This window comes from Rhizobium sp. NLR16a, from assembly GCF_017948245.1.
Classification (GTDB): Bacteria; Pseudomonadota; Alphaproteobacteria; order Rhizobiales; family Rhizobiaceae; genus Rhizobium.
This window is the reverse complement of record NZ_CP072865.1, coordinates 3,077,387-3,104,024: the sequence shown is the minus strand read 5'-3', so window position 1 is coordinate 3,104,024 and position 26,638 is coordinate 3,077,387. Positions and strand designations below refer to the sequence as shown.

The window sequence follows — 26,638 nt, the reverse complement described above, 5'->3', positions numbered from 1 at the left end:
CTCAGGCCTGGGTGCCGCCGACGGTGACCTGATCCATGCGCAGATGCGGCTGGCCGACGCCGACCGGAACCCATTGGCCGGCCTTGCCGCAATTGCCGATGCCGGTATCGAGCTTCATGTCGTTGCCGATCATTGACACCCGCTTCATCGCATCCGGGCCGTTGCCGATCAGCATCGCCCCCTTGATCGGCGCGCCGATCTTGCCGTTTTCGATCAGATAGGCCTCGGTGCAACCGAAGACGAATTTGCCGGAGGTGATGTCGACCTGGCCGCCGCCAAAGGAGACGGCATAGACGCCCTTCTTCACCGAGGCGATGATTTCTTCCGGAGTCTTGTCGCCGCCGAGCATATAGGTGTTGGTCATGCGCGGCATCGGCACGTGGGCATAGCCCTGGCGGCGGCCGTTGCCGGTGGGCGCCATGCCCATCAGCCGGGCGTTCTGCCGGTCCTGCATATAGCCGACGAGCTTGCCGTTCTCGATCAGCACGTTGTAGCCCGACGGTGTACCCTCGTCGTCGATGGTGATCGAGCCGCGGCGGTTGTCGATCGTGCCGTCGTCGACGACGGTGACGCCGGGCGCGGCAACGATCTGGCCGAGAAGCCCTGAAAAGGCCGAGGTCTTCTTGCGGTTGAAATCCCCTTCCAGCCCGTGGCCGACCGCCTCGTGCAGCATGACGCCCGGCCAGCCGGAGCCGAGAACGACATCCATCGTGCCGGCGGGCGCGTCGATCGCTTCCAGATTGACGAGCGCCTGGCGCAGCGCCTCGTCGGCGCCGTACTGCCAGCTGCCCTCGGCAATGAAATCGCCGAAGCCGATGCGCCCGCCGCTGCCGTAGGAACCGCTCTCCTGCCGCTCGCCTTCACCGACCACGACGGAAATGTTGATGCGGGTCATCGGTCTTATGTCGCGCACGCGGTGGCCGTCGGCGCGCAGGATGTCGACCACCTGCCAGCTCGCGGCGACCGAGGCGGTGACCTGCCGGACCTTGTCGTCCTTGCCTCTGAGATAGGCGTCGATGTCCTGCAGGACCTTGACCTTCTCCTCGAAGCTCGGCTGGCCGATCGGGTTCTGGTCGCCGTAGAATTTCTTGTTGGTGCCCTGGGGAGCGGCGGCGTAGGTGCCGGAATAGCCGCGCGTCACCGCGCCGACCGCATCGGCCGCCCGCTTCAGCGCCGCCACCGAGAGATCGCCGGCATGGGCATAACCCACCGCTTCGCCGGCAACGGCGCGAAGCCCGAAACCCTGTTCGGTGTTGAAACTGCCGCCCTTCAGCCGGCCATTGTCGAAGGTCAGCGCTTCGGCCTGCGCATGCTCGACGAACAGTTCGCCGTCATCGGCGCCGGCGAGCGCCTCGGCGACAAGGCCGCGCATTGTGGCTTCGTCGGCATCGAAAAGCGTCAGGAGATCGGTGGTCATGGTCTGGCTCCAATGGGCATGTTCGGGAATGCACTTATCCCCTAGATAGGGCTCCATATAACAAGGAGTGAAGCCCTCGCGGCGAATATTCTTTGTCTCGGGAGGTGGGACGCGCCTCGAAGCGATGCAAACGGTTGATCGCTCTGCGCGGGGTAGACGACGCTGACCACCCGTCGGGGCGTCGAGCGATTTTTTGTCGTCAATGTGCGACTTGCGAAGCTGCCGACATCAATTCCCGGGAATTCGGAGCCTTGAACGTTTGCAGCCCGGCCTCCAGAACTTCAGTGAAGCTCCAGCGGACGATGCCCTCGCGGTCGATCAGGAACTGACCGACAAGCTGCCCATGGTCGGCGGTCATCATCTGCTGATCGGCTTCCGTAATTTGATATCCTTCCTTCTTGTTGAGAAAATCGTCCATCGCCATCACGCCCATAGGCTCTGGCAATTCGCCCGGCAGATCGATGCGTATCGCCATGACCGTGTCGATCCCGACCTCGCGTAAGCCGAAGGCTCGGTGCGAAGCCCGTATCGGGTCGGAAGCCGCAAGAATACCGGGGATCGGATGGTAACGGAAATACAGCCGCGCGCGTTCGACCGGGGTGTTTACCACTGCCAGCGATTGGACGCCTTTCTCGCGCAGCATCGGGTTGAGATATGCCATGGCCGCGACATGGCGCCGGCAGAAGGGACAATGCAGGCCTCGAAACAAACCGATCAACAATGGGCTGCGGCCGCGAAAATCATCAAGCGCGATCTTCCCTTCGCGCGAGACTGCATCAAACACAACGTTCGGCACCCGGTCGCCCGGTTTTAGCGGATGGTCGACATAGCGCGTGGACATGGACAACCTCCTCGCTCGGGATCAGTCGAGAAAAGGCGACACGTTAAGTGTTTCGAGGTCGAGACTGAGCGTTGCGAGGCCCGACCTCTTGTCTTACCGCACCGCCAGGATCCGATCCAAGAATGGTCCCACATTGGCCCGCGGGCAAGCGGTAAACGGCGTATCGTGAACGGAAAAGTCCGTTTTCTCAAAATTCAGCCTTTCACCAGAGCGGGGCCGCCGGCGGAAGTGAAGCTGGATTGAGCGGATGAGGGGCGGACCCGCGACAGGCCGCAGCCGCCCTCAAGGCAGCGCGTCAAAACCTTCGGCGAAACCCTTGAGATCAACAGGAATGCCGATCCCTTCTTCCGGGGTCTGGAAGACGATGAAGGTGGCCTGGGCGCCGCTGCGGAAGGTCTTGAGCAGTTCGTCCTCGAGCACGACTTCGGCATAACAGCCGTCGGCGAAGCAGCGGACGAAGTAGGCGCGGCCGATATCCTTGCCGTCGACATTCAGTCCGAGACCGTTCGGCAGGAGCACGCCGAGCGGCGCCAGCACGCGCAGGATCTTCGATTTGCGGTCGGCCGTCTTCAAGACGACGACGGAAAGCCCGACCTCCGGCCGGTCCTCGGCGATGACGTTCTGCATCAGCGCGCATTGTTCCGTCGCCGCACCGGCCGGCTTGTCGCAAACAACCGACCATGCGCCGTGGTTGGATTTCACCGTGCCGGGCGCCTGCGGCTGCGTCTGGCCGGGCGTTACCTGGATATTCGGGTTGGCAGCCGGGGGCTGCTGCGCCGGGGCAGGGGCGGCCGGTGCCGGTGTGGTGGGTTGGGCGGGGGAAGGGGCGGGTTGCTGTGCGAAGACGGGCGTCGTCGCTGCGGCCGCGATGCTGGCAGTCACGAGAAGCGACCGCGCGAGGGAACGGAAACCCATGGAAACCTCTGGATATCGAATCATTGCGGCTATTGTTGAAGCTGCCCACCGGAAATGAAAAGCCCCACCCCGTGAAAACCGGGGGACTGCGGCAGAAATTGGACCTCTGTCAAATAATGTGCGGTGGTCGGATCGGCCGGAAATGGCATTTTTCATATGCTGATGAAAAACTTGGGATGTTTTGCCGTTCGGCCTGCCTGTGCTTTAAGCAAAAATGCCGCATAGACAATTGCTCCTGCCTGTTGCGGCAAATGCCAAACTGTGGTTTGAAGCGCTGAAGATGGCAAGGATTCTGCGTTCGATTTAGCAGGTCAAGCGCTCGAGGGAGATAATAAGGTGATGAAGAAGGCTTATGCAGCTCTGACCGCGCTGGTCTGTCTGCTTTTTGCTTCCGGCACATATGCCGACCAGCCGACGCCGTGGCAGGCGACGCTGCAGCCGGCGGCGACGCCGATTATGCGGGAAATTCATTGGTTCGAACAATATACCCTGTGGTTTATCGTTCCGATCACGCTCTTCGTTCTGATCCTGCTCATCGTCGTCTGCTTCAAGTTCCGCGCCAGCGCCAATCCGGTTCCGTCGCGCACGAGCCACAATACGCTGATCGAGGTCATCTGGACCGTGGGGCCGGTCCTGGTGCTGCTCTTCCTCGCCATTCCCTCGTTCAATCTTCTGACGGCGCAGCTGACGCTGCCCGAAAATCCTGACGTGACGATCAAGGCGACCGCCACCCAGTGGCAATGGAATTATGAATATGAAGGTTCGGGCGACAGCCCGCTCGCCTTCGATTCCTACCTCTTGAAGGATCAGGATCGCGCGGCCGCCGGCAAGGAAGACAAGTCGGTCTATCCGAGACTGCTCGCCGTCGACAACGAACTGGTGCTGCCGGTCAACAAGACGGTGCGCGTTCTCGTGACCGCGGCACCCACCGACGTCATCCACGCTTTCGCCATGCCGTCCTTCGGCATCAAGATCGACGCCGTACCGGGCCGCCTGAACGAGACCTGGTTCAGGGCCGAGCGCGAAGGCCTGTTTTATGGCCAGTGTTCCGAGCTCTGCGGCAAGGACCATGCGTTCATGCCGATCGCCATCCGCGTCGTCTCCGAGGACAAGTACAAGCAGTGGCTGACCGCGGCCGCCAGCGACCTGCCCGGCGCCTACAAGACACTCATGGCCGCAACCGATGGTCCCGCAAAGACCGTCGACGTTGCCGAAGCACAGTAATTAAGGGGATCGGGACAATGGCTGGACCTTCCGCTCACGACGATCATTCTCACGCCCACCACGACCATGCGCATGATGATCACGATCACCATGATCACGGGCACAAGCCGAGCTTTGTCAATCGCTGGCTGTTCTCGACCAACCACAAGGACATCGGCACGCTCTACCTGATCTTCGCGATCATCGCCGGCATCATCGGCGGCGCGCTGTCGGTGGCCATGCGCATGGAGCTGCAGGAGCCGGGCATCCAGATCTTCCACGGCCTGGCCTCGATGGTCTACGGCTATGAAGGCGATGCCGCGATCGACGGCGCCAAGCAGATGTTTAACATGTTCACGACGGCGCACGCGCTGATCATGATCTTCTTCATGGTCATGCCGGCGATGATCGGCGGTTTTGCCAACTGGATGGTGCCGATCATGATCGGCGCGCCCGACATGGCCTTCCCGCGGCTGAACAACATCTCCTTCTGGCTGATCGTCCCGGCCTTCGCGCTGCTCTTGCTGTCGATGTTCGTCGAAGGCCCGGCAGGCGCTTACGGTACGGGCGGCGGCTGGACTATGTATCCGCCGCTGGCAACGAGCGGCACGCCGGGACCGGCGGTCGATCTGGCGATCTTCGCGCTGCACATTGCCGGCGCCTCGTCGATCCTCGGTGCGATCAACTTCATCACCACGATCCTCAACATGCGCGCCCCCGGCATGACGCTGCACAAGATGCCGCTCTTCGCCTGGTCGGTGCTGATCACCGCCTTCCTGCTCTTGCTGTCGCTGCCAGTTCTGGCAGGCGGCATCACCATGCTGCTGACTGACCGCAACTTCGGCACCTCCTTCTTCTCTCCGGAAGGCGGCGGCGACCCGATCCTCTACCAGCACCTGTTCTGGTTCTTCGGTCACCCCGAGGTCTACATCCTCATCCTGCCGGGCTTCGGCATGATCAGCCACATCATCTCGACCTTCTCGAAGAAGCCGATCTTCGGCTATCTCGGCATGGCCTACGCAATGGTTGCGATCGGCGCCGTCGGCTTCGTCGTCTGGGCCCACCACATGTACACGGTCGGTCTGTCGCTCGATGCGCAGCGTTACTTCGTCTTCGCCACGATGGTCATCGCCGTTCCGACAGGCGTGAAGATCTTCTCCTGGATCGCGACGATGTGGGGCGGCTCGATCTCGTTCCGCACGCCGATGATCTGGGCGATCGGCTTCATCTTCCTGTTCACGGTCGGCGGCGTCACCGGCGTCCAGCTTGCCAATGCCGGTCTCGACCGCTCGCTGCATGACACCTATTACGTCGTGGCTCACTTCCACTACGTTCTGTCGCTCGGCGCCGTCTTCGCGATCTTTGCCGGCTGGTATTACTGGTTCCCGAAGATGACCGGCTACATGTACAACGAGTTCGTCGGCAAGCTGCATTTCTGGGTCATGTTCATCGGCGTCAACCTGGTGTTCTTCCCGCAGCACTTCCTCGGTCTCGCCGGCATGCCGCGCCGCTACATCGATTATCCGGATGCCTTTGCCGGCTGGAACTATGTTTCCTCGATCGGCTCCTACATCTCGGCCTTCGGCGTGCTGATCTTCCTCTTCTCGGTCTTCGAGGCCTTCGCCAAGAAGCGCATCGCCGGCGAGAATCCGTGGGGCGAGGGTGCGACGACGCTGGAGTGGCAGCTGCCTTCGCCGCCGCCCTATCACCAGTGGGAACAGCTGCCGCGCATCAAGTAAAGCGCTTGGAAAACCGGACGCCGCATTCGAAACGGCGTCCGGCATAGTAAATTCAGGACGGAATGATGACGGTTATCGACAATCACGAGGCGCTTGCAGAGGACGGCGAAATGTCGGAAGCGAGCGCGCGCGATTATTTCGAGCTCTTGAAGCCGCGGGTGATGTCGCTCGTGGTCTTCACCGCCTTTGCCGGCCTGGTGCTGGCCCCGGGCCACATCAACCCCGTCCTCGGCCTGATCGCCATCCTCTGCATCGCCGTCGGCGCCGGCGCCTCGGGCGCGCTGAACATGTGGTACGACGCCGATATCGACGCCGTCATGAGCCGCACGGCCAAGCGCCCGATCCCGGCCGGCCGCGTCGCGCCGTCGGAGGCGCTCGCCTTCGGTCTGGTGCTGTCGGGCTTTTCCGTCGTCATTCTCGGCCTTGCCGTCAATTGGCTGTCGGCCGGCATCCTTGCCTTCACCATCTTCTTCTACGCCGTCATCTACACCATGTGGCTGAAGCGTTCGACGCCGCAGAATATCGTCATCGGCGGTGCCGCCGGCGCCTTCCCGCCGATGATCGGCTGGGCCTGCGTGACGAATACGGTGACGATCGAGAGCACCGTTCTCTTCCTGATCATCTTCCTCTGGACGCCGGCGCATTTCTGGGCGCTTGCCCTCTTCAAGATGCGCGATTACGAGGCCGTCGGCGTGCCGATGCTGCCGAACGTCGCCGGCGAGCGGGTGACCAAGCATCAGATCGTCGCCTATGCGGTGCTGACCGCCATCTGCGCGGTGCTGCCGTCCGTCCTCGGCTTCGCGAGCTTCGGCTACGGCCTCGTCGCCGCCGTGCTCGGTACGATCTTCATCACCTGTTCCATCGCCGTCTGGCGCATGCCCGACGGCGATCTGAAGATGGTGCCGGCAAAGAAGCTCTTCGCCTTCTCGATCTTCTATCTCTTCGCTGTATTCTCCGCTTTGATGATCGACCGGCTGGCCGCCATGCTGGTTTCGCAAGTGGGAGGCTCGCTCTGATGGATCTCGTCAAGCTCACCGAAAAGCAGATGAAGTCGCGCCGCAACCGCAACATCGCCCTTGGGCTGGTGCTGGCCGGTCTCGTCGTCCTCTTCTATGCGATCACGATCGTCAAGATCGGCGGGGGGATGGCCGGATGAGCGAAAAAGCCGCCGCACCGAGGAAGCAAGGCCGCAACAACGGCGGCGTCGTGCTGATGTGCCTGAGTTTCGTCTTCGGCATGGGTGCGATGAGCTATGCCGCCGTGCCGCTCTACCGCATCTTCTGCCAGGTGACCGGCTATAACGGCACGACCCAGCGCGTCGAGCAGATGTCGAGCATCGTGCTGGACCGCAAGATGCGCGTCACCTTCGACGCCAATGTCGCCCCCGGCCTGCAATGGAATTTCAAGCCGGTCGAGCGCGAGGTCAGTCCGAAGATCGGCGAAACCATCCAGGTCAATTTCGTCGCCGAGAACCGCTCGAACGAGACCCAGCGCGGCCAGGCGGTGTTCAACGTCACGCCGGGCGAAGCGGGCGCCTATTTCAACAAGGTGCAATGTTTCTGCTTTACCGAAACGGACCTGAAGCCGGGCGAGAAGCTGGAAATGCCGGTCGTGTTCTATATCGACCCTGAAATCGTCAAGGCGGTGGAATCGAAAGATATCCACACGGTGACGCTGTCATATACGTTCTACCCGAAAGAGGGTCCGAAGCCTGTCGCTTCGAATGAGGGTGGAACGGTAAAGATTGAAAAGAAACTTTGATCAAGGCTCGTTTCCGGCTATGCCGGGAGCGAAGTGAGGAAGACATCCGGGGATAGCCACATGGCCGATGCGCATCAGAAGAACCACGACTACCACATCATCGATCCGAGCCCGTGGCCGATTCTCGCCTCGCTCGGCGCCTTCATCATGGCGATCGGCGGCGTCTGCTATATGCGTTACCTGAACGGCGGCTCCTTCAAGCTCGCTGGCGCTGAACTCGCCAATCCCTGGCTCTTCTTTATCGGCCTCGTGCTGGTTCTTTACGTCATGTACGGCTGGTGGGCCGATACGGTGAAGGAAGCCCATGAGGGCTCTCACACCCGCGTCGTCTCGCTGCACCTGCGTTACGGCATGATCATGTTCATCGCTTCGGAAGTGATGTTCTTCGTCGCCTGGTTCTGGGCTTATTTCGACGCCAGCCTGTTTCCGAACGAGGCGATCCAGGCCTCGCGCATGGCCTATACCGGCGGCGTCTGGCCGCCGAAGGGCATCGAAGTCCTCGATCCCTGGCACCTGCCGATCTACAACACCGTCATCCTGCTGCTCTCCGGCACGACGGTCACCTGGGCGCACCATGCGCTGCTGCACAATGACCGCAAGGGCCTCGTTCAGGGCCTGACGCTGACCGTGCTGCTCGGCATCCTGTTCTCCAGCGTGCAGGCCTACGAATATGCCCACGCCCCGTTCGACTTCAAGAATTCGATCTACGGCGCGACCTTCTTCATGGCGACCGGCTTCCACGGTTTCCACGTCCTCGTCGGCACGATCTTCCTGCTGGTCTGCCTGCTGCGCGCGCTGCGCGGCGATTTCACCCCGAAGCAGCATTTCGGCTTCGAGGCAGCCGCCTGGTACTGGCACTTCGTCGACGTCGTCTGGCTGTTCCTGTTCTTCTGCATCTATGTCTGGGGCGGCTGGGGCGCACCCGTCGCAGCCGGCTGATCGGAAGCGATGTTCAAGCGAAAGGCGGGCCTCGGTCCGCCTTTTCTGTTTTGGCTCCACGCACCGTGATCGCAGGGCTTAATCCACGGCGCGGCCCCTGACGTCCCGCTACGATTGAGTGAGAATCACCAAGGTCTCCGGCAATACTCCGTCATACTCCATCGCATCCGCAGCTTGCTTGGACTTCATAAATTCCTCCAGGCGGCCCATGTCGGGAACGTCCATGACGAGGCCAACGCGATTGGACGCCTGTGGATCGACAAACGTACGAATGTTTGTGCAGCCGAGGGGCTCGAAGACCTCTTTGCGGCGCGGTGAAGTGAGCCAATGTTTGACGTCCTTGACGTCGTGGTAGGCCAATATGGTAGGCATAGCATCCTCCTCTCAAAGCCAAGTGGAACACTACGCCGCGATCGATCACATTGATATTACCCGGATGGGCGGGGCGCATCGTCGTCGGCAAATGGCAAAGATGTCGATGTTCTCGTCGATTCCTGCCCCAGCTTCGCACCTGGAAGCGATCATGGTGGCATTTGCCGCCGAACTCGGCGTCGATGCTCGCGTCAAGTCGGTCAAGCCTGAGCCTAATGGAGAGTGGGACGTACGATTGGCATCAACGTCCGCCAGCGATCCTTTCGAAGGCCGAAGGTCCGGGGATGCCGAGATCGAGGCGTTGGCGGATTGCCTCGGCGCATTCGTCGGCGGTCAGCACCGAGGTATCGACCTCCATGTCGTAGATGCCTGGCCGGTGCACCTCGTCCTGCCAGCGCTGCACCGGTTCGGGAACCGGCATGTCCGCAGTGGCGCGGAGATACAGCGTCTCGCGGCCGTCTTGTTCAATGTCTCGCCGCTGCATGATCGTCTCGAGCGGACAGCGCACGCCGACGAACAGCACGGAAAATCCATCGAGACGCCGGGCGCAGTCGGGAAGTATGCCGAGTGGGTGCGAATAGCTGTCGTGATGGCCGAGATCGGCGACGACGTTGAGGCCCAATCCGGCATGGATGGCGATCGACTCGTAAAGGGCGGCATAGAGGAAAGGTATCAGCTCTTCGAGCTCCGGCCGCTCGCCGCCGGGCCTGAGCCCGATGCCGGGCAAATAGCGCTGCGGCGTCATCGCATTGTAGCTGTCGACGCCGAGGTTGATCCACGGTCCCTCGAATTCGTCTTGGATCGCCCGGGCAATGCTGGATTTGCCGCTGCGCGGCGCGCCGTTCAGGATAATGATCTGTCCGGCATGGCTGTCATTGGTCATCAGTCTTCTTCTTCTGTTTGGCGCGAATCGGTGAGGCGAAATCGCGCAGGCATTTCCATTCGGGATGCGAATACTTTATGGGAGAGTTAAGGCAGCATCGAAAAAGCCGCGGTCGCAAGTGGCCGCGCAAAGGAACAGCATGAGCGAGGACAGCGCGCAATTTCCCCCTCTCGATCCGGTGAAAACCGGTATCAAGGGCTGCTGCCCGCGCTGCGGTCATGGCAAGCTGTTCGATGGCCTGCTCGGCCTGAAGCCGCGTTGCGCCTCCTGCGGCCTCGATTATTCCTTCGCCGATTCCGGTGATGGCCCGGCCGTCTTCGTCATCCTCATCGTCGGCTTCATTATCATTGGCATGGTGCTGTGGCTGCAGGTCAATTATGGGCCGCCGATCTGGGTGCACATCCTTATTTTCGCGCCGCTGACGATCATCCTGTCGCTCCTGACGCTGCGCTGGTTCAAGGGCATCCTGATTGCCATGCAGTACCGTCATAATGCCCGCGAAGGACGTCTGAGTGACTGATGTCGATCACGCCGGGCCGCGCCGCCGGCTGCCTGTCATATCCGGCTTTCTGGTGCTGGTTGCCCTTGCCATTCTGGTTTCGCTCGGCACCTGGCAGCTGCAGCGCCTCACCTGGAAGCAAGGCCTGCTCGCCGACATCGCCGCGCGCCAGGCTGCCGCGCCGGTGCCGCTCGCCGGCATCGAGGCGATGGCGGCTTCCGGCGGCGACATCGAATACCGCAAGGTTACCGCCACCGGCCGCTACATCAACAACAAGGAGCGGCACTTCTTCGCCACTTGGCGCGGCCAGACCGGCTTTTACGTCTATACCCCGCTCGAGCTTGCGGACGGGCGCATCCTCTTCGTCAACCGCGGCTTCGTTCCCTATGAGAACAAGGAGCCGGAAATGCGCATGCAGGGCCAGCTGACTGATCAGCAGACGGTCACGGGCCTCGCGCGCGCCAAACTTGCCGGCAAGCCCTCCTGGCTGGTGCCCGATAACGACGTCGCCAAGAACATCTTCTACTGGAAGGACCTCGACGTCATGGCTGACAGCGTCGGCCTGGAGAAGGCGCGCGTCATCCCGTTCTTCGTCGACGCCGATTCCACGCCCAACCCGGCCGGCCTGCCGATCGGCGGCGTCACCCAGGTCGATCTGCCGAACGATCATCTGCAGTATGCCCTGACCTGGTACGGGCTTGCCGCCGTGCTCGTCACCGTGGTGGCGATCTCCTGGTTCCGAAAACCCGGCAGGGCACCTCGGCAATAGTATCGCTTCAATTCCCGGCCATATTGGGCTAGAGGTCCCTTACTCCTATCGGACGGAATTTTGACGGAACGGACATGAATATTGCGGCGAAACCTCCCTTGACGATCAGGCTCTGCGGGCCGCGCGGCTTCTGCGCCGGCGTCGACCGCGCCATCCAGATCGTCGTGCTGGCGCTGAAATCCTATGGCGCGCCGGTCTATGTGCGCCACGAGATCGTCCACAATCGTTATGTCGTCGAGGGGCTGGAGGCCAAGGGCGCCGTCTTCGTCGAGGAACTGGACGAGATCCCGCCCGAGCATCGGGCCCAGCCGGTGGTCTTCTCGGCCCATGGCGTGCCGAAATCGGTGCCTGAGGATGCCGCGAGCCGCAACCTTTTCTATCTCGACGCCACCTGTCCGCTGGTCTCCAAGGTCCACAAGCAGGCAATGCGCCACAATCGACTTGGCCGCCACGTCGTCCTCATCGGCCACGCCGGCCACCCGGAAGTGATCGGCACGATGGGGCAGTTGCCGGAAGGCGCGGTTTCGCTGATCGAGACGATCGAGGATGCCGACGCCTACGCCCCGGCCGACCCCGACAATCTCGGTTATGTCACCCAGACGACGCTGTCGGTCGACGATACCGCCGGCGTCATCGCCCGCCTCCAGGAGCGATTTCCCAACCTGACTGCGCCGGCGGCGGATTCGATCTGTTATGCGACGACCAACCGCCAGGAAGTGGTGAAGCAGGCGGCCCCCGGCTGCGATCTTTTCATCATTGTCGGCGCACCGAATTCCTCCAATTCCAAGCGCCTCGTGGAAGTGGCGCTGAGGGCAGGGGCGAAGAAATCGATCCTCGTCCAGCGCGCCGCAGAGCTCGACTGGGAGGAGATCGGCGCGATTTCGACGCTTGGCCTTTCCGCCGGCGCCTCGGCGCCGGAGGTGATCGTCAACGAAATCATCGAAGCCTTCCGCGCCCGCTTCGATGCCCGCGTCGAACTGGCCGAGACGGTGCAGGAAACCGAAAACTTCCTGGTCAACCGCGAATTGCGCAGCATCGAGCTGACCGCGGCCGACATGGCGTTCGTCAACGGCTAGGCCGCGATCGCGTCCCAGGTCATCCATCCATCATACAGAGACGAGACTTCACTTGGCAGTCTACACCGATATCGCCGAAGACGATCTGAAATGGTTCCTGACGGAATATGATGCAGGCACGCTGCTCTCCTACAAGGGCATCGCCGAAGGCGTCGAAAACTCCAATTTCCTGCTGCATACCTCCAAGGCGCCGCTGATTCTGACGCTTTATGAGAAGCGCGTGGAAAAGAGTGACCTGCCTTTCTTCCTCGGCTTGATGCAGCATCTCTCGGCCCGCGGCCTGTCCTGTCCATTGCCATTGCCGCGCCGCGACGGCGCGCTGCTCGGCTCGCTCTCCGGCCGCCCGGCCGCGCTGATTTCCTTCCTCGAAGGCATGTGGCTGAGAAAGCCGGAGGCAAAGCATTGCCGCGAGGTCGGCCGGGCGCTGGCCGAAATGCACGTGGCCGGCGAGGGCTTCGAGTTGAAACGGCCGAACGCCCTGTCGCTCGATGGCTGGCGGGGGCTCTGGGAGAAGTCCGAGGCGCGTGCCGACGAGGTCGAACCCGGCCTGCAGGGCGAGATCCGCAAGGAGCTTGATTTTCTCGCCGCCGCCTGGCCGAAGTGCCTGCCGTCCGGCGTCATCCATGCCGACCTCTTCCCCGACAACGTCTTCTTCCTCGGCGACGAGCTCTCCGGCCTGATCGATTTCTATTTCGCCTGCAACGACCTGCTCGCCTATGACGTCTCGATCTGCCTGAACGCCTGGTGCTTCGAGAAGGACGGCGCCTACAACATCACCAAGGGCATGGCGATGCTCGAGGGTTATCAGAGCGTCAGGCCGTTGAGCGGTGAAGAAATCGCCGCCCTGCCGGTGCTCGCGCGCGGCTCGGCGCTGCGCTTCTTCCTGACCCGGCTCTATGACTGGCTGATGACGCCGGAGGGCGCCATGGTCACCAAGAAGGACCCGCTCGAATATCTGCGCAAGCTGCGCTTCCACCGCCAGATCGGCTCGGCCGCCGAATACGGATTGAGCCTATGAAACACGTCGATATCTTCACCGACGGCGCATGTTCCGGCAATCCCGGTCCCGGCGGCTGGGGCGCAGTGTTGCGTTATGGCGAGGTCGAAAAGGAGCTTTGCGGCGGCGAGGCGGAGACGACCAACAATCGCATGGAGCTGATGGCGGCGATCTCGGCGTTGCAGGCGCTGAAGAGCCCTTGCGAAGTCGACCTCTATACCGACAGCGCCTACGTCAAGGACGGCATCTCCAAGTGGATCTTCGGCTGGAAGAAAAACGGCTGGAAGACATCGGACAAGAAGCCGGTGAAGAATGCCGAACTCTGGCAGGCGCTTGAGGAAGCCCGTAACCGCCACAAGGTGACGCTGCACTGGGTCAAGGGCCACGCCGGCCACCCGGAAAACGAACGCGCGGATGAACTTGCGCGCCGGGGCATGGAGCCGTTCAAGAAGGGCAAGGCGATTTCGTTTTAAGTGTGGGAGGTTTTGCCGTTACGCACCTCTCTCAATAAAGCACTGGCGGCGTGAATGTGCCCGTCGGTTCAACCCAATCTCCGTCATGCTCGGGCTTGACCTGCTCGAGGCCGAGGATGACGGAATATCTGGTGTCGTCCCAGCCAATTCGTCCCCGAAAGCCGACAATGGGCGGACTCATCCGATGACGAGCACTTTTCATCTCAATGCTGCGACGCCGTCGCCGACCCCTGGATCAGCCGATGCAGATATTCGAGCTTGGCCACAACAGGCGAGGAGAGCACGAAGGGATAGGAGTCGGGCTGACCCATGCTGCGCTGGATGGCGTTGATTGCGAGGCTGAGCGGCACCCAGGCGCTGACGAGCTGCTCGGCGCTCTGTGCCCGATAGGGAAGAAAATCGACCTCGCCTGCGATTTCCTCGTGGCCGCGCGGATCGATGGCGATGCCGAAGGCGCGGGCCGTCTCCAGCGTATCGACGATATGGAGGTAATGCGCGAAGCATTCGGCGAAATCCTCCCAAGGATGTGACGAAGCATAGGCGCTGATGAAATTATCCTGCCATCCCAAGGGCGGGCCGGCGGCATAGTGTTTCTGGAGGGCCGCCGCATAATCCTGCCGCTCGTCGCCGAAGACGGCGCGGAAATCATCGAGGCCGTTCTGATCGCGCACCAGCTTGTTCCAGATGAAATGGCCGGTCTCGTGGCGGAAATGGCCGAGCAGCGTGCGGTAAGGTTCGTTCATCGAGCTGCGCGCTTGTTCGCGGGTGGCGTCGTCGGCTTCGGCGGCGCGGATGGTGATCAGGCCTTCCTCATGGCCGGTCATGGCCGGCACGACATTGCCGTTGCCCTGCAGGGAATCCTCGAGGAAATCGAAGACCAGGCCGCCATGCGGATCTTCGCCGCGATCGGGATGCGGCAGCCTCCAGCGCAGCAGCGAATAGAAGAGATGACGCTGCGCCTGACCGATGCGCCGCCAGCGGTCTATGCCGTTCTGGGTATCGGTGTTCGGAACCAGCCGGTTGTGGCGGCAGGCGGCGCAGAATTCACTGTCGCTCTCGTCCTCCACCAGCCAGTTGCAGATGTCGAGGCCGGCATTGGCGCAGAAGCCCACGTGCCGGTCGGGATCGGAAACGAGCTGCCAGGCCGTCTCATCGCGCGGCTCCAGCGCATGCATCGCGAGGTCGCCGGGCAGGAAGCCGAGGCGATGGTTGCAGCGCACGCAGTGACGATTGTCGAAGTGGACGACCTGGTCGCAATTGTCGCAGGCAAAGAGTTTCATCGTACTGATCTCTGCAAGGCGGGGGGGCGGATTAAAAATGCCCGCTGCGCGCGTGCGCAGCAGGCATGGTTTATCCGGGCTGCTGTGGTTCAGAGCCGGTCGACGGCGCCCTTGAGCTTGTCCTTGACCTTGCCGGCTGCGACCTGCCCCTTGCCCTTGGCTTCCTGGACGTCGCCCTTGGCCTGCATGTCGCGATCGCCCATGGCCTTGCCGGCGGCCTGCTTGGTCTTGCCGGCAATTTCGTTTGCCTTGCCTGAAATCTTGTCGCTGGTGCTACCCATCTGTGATGTCTCCATTCTCGGCGACGGACCTCTCGTCCGCGCGGGAAGGGAACGTCACTCGCGCCTATTCGTTCCCGCGACCGTCAGGTGAGCCGCGACCGTCAGGTGAGCCGCGACCGTCAGGCGTGGCCGGCTTCAGCCGAAAGCATGGCGGCGTTGATGCCCATGCCGGCGAGCGCCCGCTCGTATTTGTCGTCGAGATTGCGGTCGAAGATCAGTTCCTCATTGGCAGGGCAGGTGAGCCAGCCATTGTTGGCGACCTCGTTTTCCAGCTGGCCGGCCGCCCAGGAGGAATAGCCGAGCAGCATCGTCGCGCGCTTCGGCCCCGCGCCCTTGGAGATGGCGCGCACGATGTCGAGCGTTGCCGTCAGGCAGATGTCGTCGCTGACCGGGATCGAGGAGTCGCTGGCATAATCGTCCGAATGCAGCACGAAGCCGCGGCCGCTCTCCACCGGGCCGCCCGTCTGGATCGGGAAATCGCGCGCCCGCTGCGGCAGCACGATCGGTTCTTCCTGCTTGATCATGTCGAGATGCTGGAGCACGTCGGTGAAGGTGAGGCTCTGCGGCCGGTTGATGACGAAGCCCATGGCGCCGGCATCCGAATGCGCGCAGATGTAAATCACCGTGCGCGCAAAATTGCGGTCTTCCATGCCGGGCATGGCGATGAGGAACTGGCCATCGAAGAAGCCACGTTCCCGTCTGTTCTTCAGCGTCGATAAGGACATCGTTCCTCCTGCTGCCAGACCGCACCAAGGCCCCGACAAGAGAAAGATGGGCCAATGTCACAAATCAATCAACCGAAAATGAAGATTTAAATGGCCGCGGCTTCTGGCGGCAAGAGAGCACTTTCGGTAAACCGTTGTTCCATGATGATTATTTTCATGGCCCCGCGACGGCTTTTGATGGCGGTCATTTCCGTGGCCGCGGCCCTCGTCCCCTTTTGTTCCGCAAAAGCGGAGATGAGCGCCTGGGCCGAGGCCGAGGGCGGCCGCATGCGCCTGGTGGCGCTGGCGCCCGATGCCGGCGGCAAAATCCGCGCCGGCCTGCAGATCGAACCGAAACCCGGCTGGATCACCTATTGGCGCGAGCCCGGCAACAGCGGCATTCCGCCTCAGGTCACCATCGCGCCGGCCAGCGGTGTGACCCTCGATGCCATTGCCTATCCCGTCCCGAAGCATTTTTTCAAAGGCGGGATCGAGGATATCGCCTATGACGCGCCGGTGACGCTGCCGCTATCCTTGACGGCGGCTGGCAAAGGCGGAGTCGAGATCGACGCCTCGGCTTTCATCGGCATCTGCAGGGATATCTGCGTTCCCTTCCAGGCGCATTTGAGCCTGAAGCTCGGCCGCGCCATGCAGTCGCACCCGGAGGAAGAGGCGATCCTGGCGGCCGCTGACGCGACGCTGCCGAAGCCGCCGTCGGATGATTTCAAGGTGACGGCGCATGCGATCTCAGCTGATCGGAAGACGCTGTCGCTGACGCTCGCTCTGCCGGGTGACGGCAAGGGGACCCCCGATATCATCGTCACCGGCCCGAGCGGTTATGCCTTCACCAAGCAGAGCGGCGGCAAACGCGATGGCGCCACCTTCAAGACCGATATGATGATCGGCAGGCTGCCCAGGGATTACGACATGTCAGGCAAGCGCTGGGGCGTGCTTGTCATCGATGGCGACAGGGCGATGGAGACCACGCTTGCCTTTGAGTGACCGGCACTTATAGTCGCCCTATTCCCCGGCGGCGCCCGCCGCAGAGCACGAACCCAACAAGCCAAACCCGAGGAGAAAACCATGACCATCGCGATCGGCGACAAGCTTCCGGCCGCCACCTTCAAGGAAAAGACCACCGACGGCCCGGTCGAAATCACCACCGAGCAGCTCTTTGCCGGCAAGCGCGTCGTGCTCTTTGCCGTGCCGGGCGCCTTCACGCCCACCTGCTCGCTGAACCACCTGCCGGGCTATCTCGAAAACCGCGATACCATTCTTGGCAAGGGCGTCGACGACATCGCCGTTCTCGCCGTCAACGACTGGCATGTGATGGGCGCCTGGGCGCAATCCTCGGGCGGGCTCGGCAAGATCCACTTCCTCGCCGATTGGGACGCCGCCTTCACCAAGGCCGTCGGCCTCGAAGCCGACCTCTCCGCCGGCGGCCTCGGCCTGCGCTCCAAGCGCTATTCGATGCTGGTCGAAGACGGCGTCGTCAAAGCCCTCAACGTCGAGGAAAGCCCCGGCCAGGCGACGGTTTCCGGTGCAGCGGCGATGCTGGAACTGCTTTGAGTTTTCATTCCGAGAGATAAAGGGGCGGCCATTCGGTCGCCCTTTTCAATTGTTGCCGCGCCGCTCGTGTGCTGGCGAATTGGCGGAGACGCCCTCCTTCTTCCCAGGCCACGGCTGCTCTGTCATGCGGAGTAGCTGCCCCTCACCCTAACCCTGTCCCGGTAAACGGGGAGAGCGGACCTGCCAAGCGAGAGTCTACCGGGGAACGGAGAGGTCGCGGCGTGTCCCTTCGCCCCGCAAGCGGGCAGAAGGTGCGGGCAGGCGGATGAGGGGCAGCCGCCATCTCCTGGGCCGAGATGAAGGGGCCGACGCCAAGAAAGGGCATGGCGTTCGCGCCCTTTTCAATTCCACGATAGTCCAAGCCTCAATCTTGCCGCAATCGTTATAACATTACAGCAGTAATGTTATTACATTTTGGGATCAGCCATGCCGCGAAACCCCGATCGCCTTCCCATCAGCCTCATGGGACAATCGGCCTTATCGAGGGCAGTCGGCATCACACTGGTCATTGCCGTCCTCTGGCTCGCCATCCGCTGGGCGGTTCTGCTGCCATGACGCCGTTGATCCGTCTCGACAATCTGACCATCGCCTACAACAGGCATCCAGCCGTCCATCATGTCTCCGGCGCCTTTGCGCCGGGCAGCCTGACGGCGATTGCCGGGCCGAACGGGGCGGGCAAGTCGACGCTGCTGAAGGCGATCATGGGTGAGCTTCGTCCGGCCGAGGGCCGGGTCGAGCACCGGCTCGGCCGGGCGGAATTCGGCTATCTCCCGCAGGCGGCCGAGATCGATCGCCGCTTTCCGATCTCGGTCATCGACACCGTCATGCTCGGCGTCTGGAAGGCGAGGGGAGCCTTCAGCCGTGTCGGCCCCCTCGACCTGAAGAGAGCAGGCGAGGCGCTTGCCGCCGTCGGCCTCGACGGCTTTGCCAGTCGCCATGTCGGGTCGCTCTCGGCCGGCCAGTTCCAGCGTGTGCTCTTTGCCCGTCTGCTGCTGCAGGATGCCGGCGTCATTCTGCTCGACGAGCCTTTTACCGCAATCGATGCCCGCACGACCCGGGATCTCGTCGAACTCGTCATCCGCTGGCACGGCGAAGGCCGCACCGTCATCGCCGTGCTGCACGATTTCGAGCTCGTCCGGGCGCATTTCCCGCAAACCTTGCTGCTTGCCCGCGAGCTTGTCGGATGGGGCTCGACCGCCGAGGTCATGTCCTCCGCCAATCTGATGAAGGCCCGCGCCATGGCCGAGCGCTGGGATGAGAACGCCGCGGCCTGCTCACCGCAAGAGGCGCCGGCGGCATGACGGCCTACGATCTCTTCCTGGCGCCCTTTGCCAATTTCGGTTTCATGCGGCGCGCCCTCGTCGCCTGTCTCTGCCTCGGGCTCGGCTCGGGGCCGATCGGCGTCTTCCTGATGCTGAGGCGCATGAGCCTGATGGGCGACGCCATGAGCCATGCGGTGCTGCCGGGGGCGGCGATCGGCTATCTCCTCGCCGGCTCGTTGTCGCTGACGGCGATGGGCCTGGGCGGCCTTGTCGCCGGCCTTTCGGTGGCGCTGCTTTCGGGCGCCGTCAGCCGCATGACCGTGCTGCGGGAGGATGCGAGCTTTGCCAGCTTCTATCTCGCATCCCTGGCGCTCGGCGTGCTGATCGTCTCGCTGCGCGGCTCGAACATCGATCTGCTGCATGTGCTGTTCGGCACCATCCTGGCGATCGATGCGCCCGCTCTCTATCAGATCGGCGCGATCACTTCGCTGACGCTCGTCGTCCTCGCCGCCATCTACCGGCCGCTGGTGGCCGAATGCTTCGATCCGGGTTTCCTGCGCGCCGTCGGCGGCCGCGGCCCGGCCTATCATGTCCTCTTCCTGCTGCTGGTGGTGCTGAACCTCGTCGCCAGCTTCCAGGCGCTCGGCACGCTGATGGCGGTCGGCCTGATGATGCTGCCGGCCGCCGTCGCCCAGCTCTGGTCGCGCAGCCTGCCCGCCATGATGCTGATTGCCACCGCCAGCGCCGCCGCCTCCGGCTATCTTGGCCTGATCGCCTCCTACCATCTCGAACTCGCCTCCGGCCCGACGATCATCATGACGGCAGCCCTGATCTACGCCTTCTCAATCCTGTTCGCGCCCTCCGGCATCGCCCGGCGCCTCTTCCCCCGCCCGCATCTGAAGGGCTGACCTCAAGGAGACTTCGATGATATCGCCCAGACTGGTTCTTGCCGCCGCCGCACTGCCCGCCCTGATGGCGCTCTCGGCCGCACCCGCCTCGGCCGAAACGCTGAAAATCGTTGCCTCCTTCACCGTGCTTGCCGATGTCGTCAAAGAGGTCGGCGGCGATCATGTGAAGGTGACGAGCCTCGTCGGCCCGAACGGCGATCCGCACGAATTCGAACCGTCACCCGCCGATGCTAAGAATTTGAAGGCGGCGCAGGTCACCTTCGTCAGCGGCGAAGGGCTGGAAGGCTGGATGGACCGGCTGATCACCGCCTCCGGCTACAAGGGCAAGCCGGTGACGGTCTCCGAAGGCATCGCCACCCGCACGATGGAAGAGGATGGTTCTGAGATCACCGACCCGCATGTCTGGAACAGTCCCGTCAACGTCAAGGTCTGGGTTGCCAATATCGAAAAGGCGCTGTCGGCGGCCGATCCGGCCGATGCCGCTGCCTTCAAGGCCAATGCCGAGAAATATTCAAAGACGCTCGACGAGCTCAACACATACGCCCATTCGAAATTCGACAAGATCGCCGACGACCGCCGCAAGGTGCTGACCAGCCATGATGCCTTCGGCTATTTCGGCCGCGAATATAATGTCAGCTTCCTCGCGCCGCTCGGTCTTTCCACCGAGAGCGAGGCGTCCGCCGCCGATGTCGCCAAGCTGATCAGGCAGATCAAGAGTGAGCATGTGAAGGCCTATTTCTTCGAGAATTCCAACGATCCGCGCCTCGTCAAGCAGGTCGCCAAGGCAACCGGCGCCGAGCCCGGCGGCGAGCTCTTTGTCGAATCGCTCTCCGACGCCGAGGGCCCGGCGCCGACCTATGAGAAGATGTTCCGCTACAATGTCGACCAGCTCGCCGCCGCCATGGCGAAATCGAGCTAAAGGCTGGCCGCTCTGAAAGCGCGTCGCATGAGGCTTTGATTCAAGCGGCGCGCTTTAGACGCTAAAGATTGAGGTCGAAGACCAGGATGCCGGCAAGGCCGCCGTCCGTCGAGGCGACGATACGTTCGCCGACGGCAACATGGGCGGGATGGACGAGATAGGCATCCCGCGCTTCAGCGCTTTCGAAGGTCACGGCAAAGCCATCGACGAAGCCGGCATGCAGGCCCTCGGGCGAAACATTCGGCCCGTACTTGATATCCAAAATGCCGGGGATGACCTGTTTCAGCGCGACGATCGCCTCGAACAGCGATTGCTTGTCGTCCATCGTCAGCGCCGTCTTCAGCCGCAGGAACACGCAGTGCAGGATCATTATGGTCCTCCCGATTTTCTGTGTCGGCAGCATAGCTGCGAAAGCCGGGACGGCAACGGGATTTATTTTTCGCGCCAGCCGTTGCCGAGAACCGGAGGAGGCCAGGCTACATCTGGTCGGTCGCCGCCATGTCACGATTGTAAATCTTGCGGACGAGCTCGCCGGCGTGAGCACGGGCTTCGTCCTTCTGAGCCGGCGTCATCGGCCGGCAGGTGTTCCTGAGGTTGGACCGGTCGAGCACGGTGGCCGCAGCCGAATTGGTGATGACGAGGTGCCAGCTGCAGGAGGCCACCTTGTCGACGTTCACCGCGCCATGGCATCCGGAAGACAAGCAGAAAGCCACGGTCTGCTGTGCGGCATGATCGCCCTTCTGTGCCAGCGCCAGCGCCGTCTGGAATTCCTGAGTCCATCGTTCACAATGCTTCACCCCAGGCACGCAGGCCTTCATGACGGGAGGGACGTCACCGGCCTGAAGCGGCGAAACGAAAAAGACGCCGATCGACAGGGCGAGCAGAAGTTTGAGCATCGCAAATTCCTTATGTGATAAGGGAGTGGCGCATATTGCCGGCCGCCGGTCAATCGCCATTTCTAGGGAGGTCGTCGCCGGTGATCACGCCCGTTTCGTCAGCGGAAACCGGTCACGAAGCAGCCGCAGCACCGAGTCCGACGGCATCGGCGGGCCGAACAGATAGCTCTGCCCGTAGCTGCAGCCCATCTTGGCAAGCTCGATCGCGTCCTCGTTGGATTCGATTCCCTCGGCCACCACCTTCATCTCCAGCTCGCGCGCCATTGATATCACCGATCGGAGCACGGTCGCCTTCTTGTCGCTGCTGTCGCGCACCAGCGCCTTGTCGAGCTTGATCGTATCGAAGGGGAAGCGGGTGAGATAGGCAAGCGAGGAATAGCCGGTGCCGAAATCGTCGAGCGCCAGGCCGATGCCGGCTTCCTTCAGCTTCTGCAGCACGAGGCGGGCCTGTTCCGGATTCTCCATCACCATGGATTCCGTCAGTTCCAGTTTCAGCCGCGAAGGCGGGCAATGCGTCTTGGCGAGAACCGAACGCACGTCGTCATAGAGCTCGTTGTTGAGCAGCTGCACGCTCGACAGGTTGATCGACACGAAGATCGGCAATTCGCCGGTCTGGCTCTGCCAGCTCATTAGGTCGTTGGTCGCCTGCTCGAGCGCGAACATGCCGAGCGCCCCGATGATGTCGGAGGACTCGGCAAGCGGGATGAATTCCGACGGCGGGATATTGCCGCGCTTCGGATGTTCCCAGCGCATCAGCGCCTCGAAGCCGGCGACCTCGACGTCCTCGAGCCGGGCGATCGGCTGGTAGACCATCGACAATTCCTTGCGCTCGATGGCCCGGCGCAGATCGGTTTCGAGCTGCAGCCGGTCGGTGCCGAAATCGCGGAAGGCCGGCTGGAACGGTTCGACGCGGTTGCCGCCGGCCCGTTTTGCCCGATACATCGCAAGCTCGGCGTCGCTCAGCAGCCCGCTGGCGCTCTCCTGCCGGTCGACCCAGGAAGCGAGCCCGATCGAGGCCGTCAGGATGATCTCACGACTGGCGAAGTTGATTGGCACCATGATCGCCTTGCTGACTGCATCGGCAAAATCGGCGACCTTGGCCGGATTGTGCTCGGAGACCAGGATGAGGCCGAACTGGTCGCCGGCAAGCCGCGCCAGCGTGTCCTGTGGCTTCATCAGACGCCGCAGGCGCCGCGTCAGGGCAATCAGGATATTGTCGCCGGCGGCCACTCCAAGCGAATCATTGACCAGCTTGTAGCGGTCGATATCGATCACCATGACAGTCGGACGCAGCGTCTCGCCGGCCGGCGCCAACGCCAGCACAGACTGCAGCCGGTCGAGGAAGACCTGCCGGTTCGGCAGGCCGGTCAGATTGTCGTGCAGCGCATCGTGCAGCAGCCGCTCGACTGAGTTCTTCGGCTCGGTCACGTCGACAATCGTGCCGACGCAGCGGATGATTTCGCCGTTGGAGCCGAGCACCGGCCGGGCGCGGATCAGCAGCCAGTGGAAATGCCCGTCCTCGGCGCGAATGCGGAACTCGTGATTGAGCCGGCCGCGCCGGTGTTCGAGCAGCACGTCGAGCGTGGCGCGGAAGCGGTCGCGGTCGTCGGGGTGCAGCCGCGGCAGCCAGTTGCGCGCTGCCCCATGCATGGTGCCGGGGGAGAGGCCGAGCTTGACCGAGACGTCGGGGATGGTGACGACGCGGTCGCGCGCCACATCCCAGTCCCACACCATGTCGCCGGAGCCGGTCAAGGCCAGAGACTGCCGCTCGAGGTCGGAAAACAGCCCCTGCTGGAAGGCACCACCGGCAAAGGCGTGCTGCATGACGGTAAAGCCGATCAGCAGCACGATCAGCACTAGGCCGCCGCCGAGCGCCGGCTGGATGATGTCGTTGTCGAGCCGGCCGGTGACCGTCAGCCATGCGCCGAACAGCCAGACAAGCGTCAGCGCCCAGGCCGGCACCAGCAGAATGGCGCGGTCGTAGCGGTTGAAGCCGAGATAGATGATGAGCAGCAGGCCGGTCGCCGCCGTCAGCGCAAAGGAAAGCCGGGCAATGCCGGCGGCGATCGACGGATCGTAGATCGCCACGCCGAAGAGCAGGGCCAGGCCGAGCACCCAGGCGAGCGTGGCGTAGCCGAGATGCGCGTGCCAGCGGTTGAGGTTCAGATAGGTGAAGAGGAAGATGACGAAACTCGAGGCCAGCGCCACCTCCGCGCAGGCCCGCCATATTCGCTGGTCGGCCGAGGCGACGCTGATCAGCTTGCCGAGAAAACCGAAGTCGACGCAGATATAGCCGAGCACCGCCCAGGCAAGGGCGGCGGTTGCCGGCAGCATCGACGTGCCCTTGACGACGAAGAGGATGGTCAGGAACACGGCGAGCAGGCCAGCAATGCCGAGCACGATGCCGCGATAGAGCGTGAAAGCGTTGATCGTATCCTTGTAGGCGTTCGGTTCCCAGAGATAGATCTGCGGCAGTTCCGGCGTCGACAGCTCAGCGACGAAGGTGATGACGGCGCCGGGGTTCAGCGTGATGCGGAAGACGTCGGCCTCGTCGCTCGGCTGCCGGTCGAGCGCAAAACCTTCGCTCGGCGTGATGGCGCTGATGCGCTGCGAGCCGAGATCCGGCCAGAACAGCTTGGAATTGACCAGACGGAAATGCGGGGCGACGATGACGCGCTCCAGCTGTTCCTCCGAGACGTTGGCGAGCGCAAACACCGCCCAGTCGCCCTGATGGTTTTCCGAGCTCGCCCGGACCTCGATGCGCCGGCGGATGCCGTCGGCGCCGGCGGCCGTCGACACCTGGAAGGCCTCGCCCTGGTTGGCATAGATCTCGGTCGTCGCGGTGAGATCGAGCGCGGTATCGTCACGGGAAATCTTCACCGGTTCGGCCGCCTGGGCAACGCCCGCCGAAAGGGCGAAGACCGCCAGGAAAAGGGCTGCGATCACCGCGATCACTCGTCCGGACGGTGACTTGGGCAGCATGCTGTTTCTGGTCATCGGCTGTCGGTTTTCCTGCCTTTATCCGTATCGGTGGCGAGCCGTGAGAACATCACGTGGTCGTGCCACTGACCGTTGATCTTCAAATATCCGCGCAGATAACCTTCCCGCTGAAACCCGGCCTTTTCAAGCAGACGCATGCTGCGCGCGTTATCTGGAATACAGGCTGCTTCAATACGGTGCAACTCAAGCCCGGAGAAGATGTAAGGAATAACCAACTGAAGGGCCGCATACATATGCCCCTGGCCGGCATGGCGTTCGCCCATCCAGTAGCCGATCATGCAGCTTTGTGCCGCACCGCGCCTGATATAGCCGATGGTGATGCCGCCGACGAGCGTGCGGTTTTCCTTGAGGAAGATGAACAGCGGGATCGACTGTCCCGAGGCATATTCCTGCTTGCCGCGGATGACGCGCGCGCGGTAGGCGCCCTCCGTCAGCTCGTCGCGCCGCCAGGTCGGCTCCCAGGGTTCGAGGAATTTGCGGCTTTCGGCGCGCAGCCGGTGCCACTGGGTGAAATCCTGGTAGCGCGGCAGGCGCAAGAGGTATTTCTCATTCTCCAGCTCCACCGCATCCGGCTGCCGCGACAGGAACCGAAACACCGATTTTGGCATCGATCACTCCCGGCAGACGGACGTCGGCTCAGCTGGCCTGCATCGTCTTCGGCGCCGGGACCGAAAGCGAGGCGATGATGTCTTCCATCGGCGCGAGCTGTTCCAGCGGCCCGATTGCCGAAAGCGTCGGCACCGTATCGTAGAACAGCCGGCCGGCGAGGTCGGTCAGCCGCTCGATGGTGATGCCCTCCAGCCGTTCCATCATCTCCGGATTGGAGATCGGCCGGCCGTAGAGCATCATCTGCCGTGCGATCTGGCCGGCGCGGGCGGCCGGGCTCTCCTGGCCCATCAGCAGCTGGGCGCGGATCTGGGCGCGGGCGCGTTCGATCTCCTTCTGGTGGATCTCGCTGGCCGACTTGTGCAGCTCGTCGATGATCACAGGCACCAGCTCCGGCAGGTTTTCGCCGCCGGTAGCGGCATGAATGCCGAAGATGCCGGTATCGGAAAAGCCCCAGTGGAAGGCGTAGACGGAATAACAGAGGCCGCGGAACTCGCGCACTTCCTGGAACAGCCTGGAGGACATGCCGCCGCCGAGGATATTGGCGAGGATCTGCGAGCAGTAGAAGTCGCGGGCGTGGTAGGGCTTGCCCTCGAAACCAAGCAGGATCTGCGCGTCCATCAGGTCGCGCGGCTCGCGCACGCTGCCGCCGATATAACGCGCCGCTTCCATCACCGGCGGCGCCGAAGGCTGCGTCGGCAGGCTGGCGAAACGCTGCTCGACCATGCGCAGGAATTCCTGGTGGTCGACGGCGCCGGTGGCGACCACGAACATCCGATCGGTCGTATAGTTGCGGCCGAGATAGGTGCGGATCTGCTGCGGCGTGAAGGAGACGACGGTCTCCGGCGTGCCGAGAATGGCGCGTCCGAGCGTCTGGTCACGATAGGCGGCCTCGGAGAAACGGTCGAACACGACGTCGTCGGGGGTATCGTTGGCGGCGTTGATCTCCTGCAGGATCACCTGCTTCTCACGCTCCAGCTCCTCCTCCTCGAAGGCCGATTCCGTCAGGATGTCGGCGAGGATGTCGACGGCGAGCGGCACGTGGTCCTTCAGCACCCGGGCATAATAGGAGGTCGTCTCGGTCGAGGTGGCGGCGTTGACCTCGCCGCCGACATCCTCGATCTCTTCGGCGATCTGGCGGGCCGTGCGGCGCGCCGTGCCCTTGAAGGCCATGTGTTCGAGCAGGTGGGCGATGCCGTGCTCGTCTTCCGTCTCGTTGCGCGATCCCGATTTGATCCAGACTCCGAGCGCAACGCTTTCCAGGTGCGGCATGGTTTCTGTGACTACTGTCAGCCCGGATTTGAGCCGGGTGCACTCAACTGTCATTGG

The 26,638-nt window shown here is 62.8% G+C and carries 29 protein-coding genes; 16 read left to right on the top strand and 13 right to left on the bottom strand.

Annotated features, from left to right (window positions below):
• Position 1 precedes the first annotated feature (1 nt).
• From tldD to J7U39_RS15165, 3 genes are all read right to left on the bottom strand, one after another.
• Positions 2-1,417 (bottom strand): metalloprotease TldD, encoded by a 1,416-nt coding sequence (gene tldD, locus J7U39_RS15175; protein WP_210628931.1) that lies wholly within the window; start codon positions 1,415-1,417, stop codon positions 2-4.
• Positions 1,418-1,616: 199 nt separating this feature from the next.
• The gene (locus tag J7U39_RS15170) at positions 1,617-2,258 is read right to left on the bottom strand and encodes a peroxiredoxin-like family protein (protein ID WP_210628930.1); all 642 of its coding nucleotides are present in this window, start codon (positions 2,256-2,258) and stop codon (positions 1,617-1,619) included.
• A 282-nt stretch (positions 2,259-2,540) separates the two neighbouring features.
• Positions 2,541-3,197 (bottom strand): invasion associated locus B family protein, encoded by a 657-nt coding sequence (locus tag J7U39_RS15165; RefSeq protein ID WP_210628929.1) that lies wholly within the window; start codon positions 3,195-3,197, stop codon positions 2,541-2,543.
• Between the two features lie 315 nt (positions 3,198-3,512).
• Here J7U39_RS15165 and coxB point away from each other — a divergent pair, with 315 nt between their 5' ends.
• The 6 genes from coxB to J7U39_RS15135 all read left to right on the top strand — a co-directional run bounded on the left by coxB (position 3,513) and on the right by J7U39_RS15135 (position 8,815).
• Entirely contained in the window at positions 3,513-4,397 is an 885-nt protein-coding gene (gene coxB / locus J7U39_RS15160; RefSeq protein WP_210628928.1) for a cytochrome c oxidase subunit II, read from the top strand.
• Between the two features lie 17 nt (positions 4,398-4,414).
• Positions 4,415-6,115 carry a cytochrome c oxidase subunit I gene (gene ctaD / locus J7U39_RS15155; protein ID WP_210628927.1) on the top strand — a complete coding sequence of 567 codons (1,701 nt, stop codon included), beginning with the start codon at positions 4,415-4,417 and terminating at the stop codon, positions 6,113-6,115.
• A 65-nt stretch (positions 6,116-6,180) separates the two neighbouring features.
• Positions 6,181-7,131 carry a heme o synthase gene (locus tag J7U39_RS15150; RefSeq protein WP_210628926.1) on the top strand — a complete coding sequence of 317 codons (951 nt, stop codon included), beginning with the start codon at positions 6,181-6,183 and terminating at the stop codon, positions 7,129-7,131.
• Positions 7,131-7,271: a hypothetical protein gene (locus J7U39_RS15145; RefSeq protein WP_004672998.1), complete on the top strand. Its 141-nt coding sequence runs from the start codon at positions 7,131-7,133 to the stop codon at positions 7,269-7,271. Before J7U39_RS15150 ends, J7U39_RS15145 begins: the two co-directional genes overlap by 1 nt.
• Positions 7,268-7,876 carry a cytochrome c oxidase assembly protein gene (locus tag J7U39_RS15140; protein WP_210628925.1) on the top strand — a complete coding sequence of 203 codons (609 nt, stop codon included), beginning with the start codon at positions 7,268-7,270 and terminating at the stop codon, positions 7,874-7,876. Before J7U39_RS15145 ends, J7U39_RS15140 begins: the two co-directional genes overlap by 4 nt.
• 60 nt (positions 7,877-7,936) lie before the next feature.
• Entirely contained in the window at positions 7,937-8,815 is an 879-nt protein-coding gene (locus J7U39_RS15135; RefSeq protein ID WP_064800923.1) for a cytochrome c oxidase subunit 3, read from the top strand.
• Between the two features lie 108 nt (positions 8,816-8,923).
• Here J7U39_RS15135 and J7U39_RS15130 read toward each other — a convergent pair whose 3' ends face one another.
• Both J7U39_RS15130 and J7U39_RS15125 read right to left on the bottom strand, forming a co-directional pair.
• The gene (locus J7U39_RS15130) at positions 8,924-9,187 is read right to left on the bottom strand and encodes a hypothetical protein (protein ID WP_097597707.1); all 264 of its coding nucleotides are present in this window, start codon (positions 9,185-9,187) and stop codon (positions 8,924-8,926) included.
• A 241-nt stretch (positions 9,188-9,428) separates the two neighbouring features.
• A complete protein-coding gene (locus J7U39_RS15125; RefSeq protein ID WP_210628924.1) occupies positions 9,429-10,070 on the bottom strand; it encodes a chloramphenicol phosphotransferase in 642 nt (213 codons plus the stop codon).
• A 139-nt stretch (positions 10,071-10,209) separates the two neighbouring features.
• Between J7U39_RS15125 and J7U39_RS15120 the strand changes: the two genes are divergently transcribed.
• The 5 genes from J7U39_RS15120 (at position 10,210) to rnhA (ending at position 13,884) form a co-directional block, all read left to right on the top strand.
• Positions 10,210-10,590: a DUF983 domain-containing protein gene (locus tag J7U39_RS15120; protein ID WP_210628923.1), complete on the top strand. Its 381-nt coding sequence runs from the start codon at positions 10,210-10,212 to the stop codon at positions 10,588-10,590.
• The gene (locus tag J7U39_RS15115) at positions 10,583-11,338 is read left to right on the top strand and encodes an SURF1 family protein (RefSeq protein WP_210628922.1); all 756 of its coding nucleotides are present in this window, start codon (positions 10,583-10,585) and stop codon (positions 11,336-11,338) included. The genes J7U39_RS15120 and J7U39_RS15115 overlap by 8 nt, the downstream gene beginning before the upstream one ends.
• A 74-nt stretch (positions 11,339-11,412) precedes the next feature.
• On the top strand, positions 11,413-12,414 hold the full coding sequence (gene ispH, locus J7U39_RS15110; RefSeq protein WP_210628921.1) for a 4-hydroxy-3-methylbut-2-enyl diphosphate reductase: 1,002 nt from the start codon (positions 11,413-11,415) through the stop codon (positions 12,412-12,414).
• Positions 12,415-12,466: 52 nt separating this feature from the next.
• Positions 12,467-13,432, top strand: coding sequence for a homoserine kinase (locus tag J7U39_RS15105; protein ID WP_210628920.1), 966 nt, complete (start codon positions 12,467-12,469; stop codon positions 13,430-13,432).
• Positions 13,429-13,884, top strand: a complete 456-nt coding sequence (gene rnhA / locus J7U39_RS15100; RefSeq protein ID WP_210628919.1) for a ribonuclease HI — start codon at positions 13,429-13,431, stop codon at positions 13,882-13,884. The genes J7U39_RS15105 and rnhA overlap by 4 nt, the downstream gene beginning before the upstream one ends.
• Positions 13,885-14,087: 203 nt before the next feature.
• On the opposite strand, the gene J7U39_RS15095 is transcribed toward rnhA, so the two are convergent.
• From J7U39_RS15095 to J7U39_RS15085, 3 genes are all read right to left on the bottom strand, one after another.
• The gene (locus tag J7U39_RS15095; protein WP_210628918.1) at positions 14,088-15,164 is read right to left on the bottom strand and encodes a putative zinc-binding metallopeptidase; all 1,077 of its coding nucleotides are present in this window, start codon (positions 15,162-15,164) and stop codon (positions 14,088-14,090) included.
• 89 nt (positions 15,165-15,253) lie between these two features.
• Entirely contained in the window at positions 15,254-15,445 is a 192-nt protein-coding gene (locus J7U39_RS15090; RefSeq protein WP_210628917.1) for a CsbD family protein, read from the bottom strand.
• 119 nt (positions 15,446-15,564) lie between these two features.
• Positions 15,565-16,170, bottom strand: coding sequence for a YqgE/AlgH family protein (locus tag J7U39_RS15085; RefSeq protein WP_088396070.1), 606 nt, complete (start codon positions 16,168-16,170; stop codon positions 15,565-15,567).
• A gap of 141 nt (positions 16,171-16,311) precedes the next feature.
• Here J7U39_RS15085 and J7U39_RS15080 point away from each other — a divergent pair, with 141 nt between their 5' ends.
• From J7U39_RS15080 to J7U39_RS15060, 5 genes are all read left to right on the top strand, one after another.
• Positions 16,312-17,151 carry a protein-disulfide reductase DsbD domain-containing protein gene (locus J7U39_RS15080; protein ID WP_210628916.1) on the top strand — a complete coding sequence of 280 codons (840 nt, stop codon included), beginning with the start codon at positions 16,312-16,314 and terminating at the stop codon, positions 17,149-17,151.
• A gap of 81 nt (positions 17,152-17,232) precedes the next feature.
• Entirely contained in the window at positions 17,233-17,718 is a 486-nt protein-coding gene (locus J7U39_RS15075; RefSeq protein ID WP_210628915.1) for a peroxiredoxin, read from the top strand.
• 551 nt (positions 17,719-18,269) lie between these two features.
• Positions 18,270-19,019 (top strand): metal ABC transporter ATP-binding protein, encoded by a 750-nt coding sequence (locus J7U39_RS15070; RefSeq protein WP_210628914.1) that lies wholly within the window; start codon positions 18,270-18,272, stop codon positions 19,017-19,019.
• On the top strand, positions 19,016-19,888 hold the full coding sequence (locus tag J7U39_RS15065) for a metal ABC transporter permease (protein WP_210628913.1): 873 nt from the start codon (positions 19,016-19,018) through the stop codon (positions 19,886-19,888). The genes J7U39_RS15070 and J7U39_RS15065 overlap by 4 nt, the downstream gene beginning before the upstream one ends.
• Before the next feature lie 16 nt (positions 19,889-19,904).
• On the top strand, positions 19,905-20,807 hold the full coding sequence (locus tag J7U39_RS15060; RefSeq protein ID WP_210628912.1) for a zinc ABC transporter substrate-binding protein: 903 nt from the start codon (positions 19,905-19,907) through the stop codon (positions 20,805-20,807).
• A gap of 61 nt (positions 20,808-20,868) precedes the next feature.
• Here J7U39_RS15060 and J7U39_RS15055 read toward each other — a convergent pair whose 3' ends face one another.
• The 5 genes from J7U39_RS15055 to J7U39_RS15035 all read right to left on the bottom strand — a co-directional run bounded on the left by J7U39_RS15055 (position 20,869) and on the right by J7U39_RS15035 (position 26,635).
• Complete coding sequence (locus J7U39_RS15055) at positions 20,869-21,177, bottom strand: Dabb family protein (RefSeq protein ID WP_210628911.1); 309 nt, start codon at positions 21,175-21,177, stop codon at positions 20,869-20,871.
• 106 nt (positions 21,178-21,283) lie between these two features.
• Positions 21,284-21,703 carry a hypothetical protein gene (locus J7U39_RS15050; RefSeq protein WP_210628910.1) on the bottom strand — a complete coding sequence of 140 codons (420 nt, stop codon included), beginning with the start codon at positions 21,701-21,703 and terminating at the stop codon, positions 21,284-21,286.
• Between the two features lie 84 nt (positions 21,704-21,787).
• On the bottom strand, positions 21,788-24,700 hold the full coding sequence (locus J7U39_RS15045) for a sensor domain-containing phosphodiesterase (RefSeq protein ID WP_210628909.1): 2,913 nt from the start codon (positions 24,698-24,700) through the stop codon (positions 21,788-21,790).
• On the bottom strand, positions 24,697-25,311 hold the full coding sequence (locus J7U39_RS15040; RefSeq protein WP_210628908.1) for a GNAT family protein: 615 nt from the start codon (positions 25,309-25,311) through the stop codon (positions 24,697-24,699). Before J7U39_RS15040 ends, J7U39_RS15045 begins: the two co-directional genes overlap by 4 nt.
• Before the next feature lie 28 nt (positions 25,312-25,339).
• Complete coding sequence (locus J7U39_RS15035) at positions 25,340-26,635, bottom strand: pitrilysin family protein (RefSeq protein WP_210628907.1); 1,296 nt, start codon at positions 26,633-26,635, stop codon at positions 25,340-25,342.
• Between the last annotated feature and the right edge of the window lie 3 nt (positions 26,636-26,638).